Raw genomic sequence first — 252 nt, forward strand, 5'->3', positions numbered from 1 at the left:
ATGTCTGATGCGATGAAAGAATTATTGTCGATCCTTGATCTGGAACCGCTGGAGCATAATTTGTTTCGTGGCCGCAGCCCGCAGGTAGGCTGGCAGCGGGTGTTTGGCGGACAGGTGATCGGACAGGCGCTGGTTGCAGCGCAACGCACTGTTGAAGAAGGACGCTTTGTGCATTCCCTGCACGGTTATTTCATGCGGCCGGGCGATCCTTCCATTCCGATTATTTATCGTGTGGAGCGCCTGCGTGACGGT

General features: G+C 55.2%; 1 protein-coding gene. It reads left to right on the forward strand.

What is annotated here, in order from left to right; translation table 11 throughout:
• A partial coding sequence (locus HBA93_RS22320) for an acyl-CoA thioesterase (protein WP_221724697.1) occupies positions 1-252 on the forward strand: 252 nt, incomplete at its 3' end.

This window comes from Ochrobactrum sp. SFR4 (assembly GCF_019730395.1).
GTDB lineage: Bacteria > Pseudomonadota > Alphaproteobacteria > Rhizobiales > Rhizobiaceae > Pseudochrobactrum.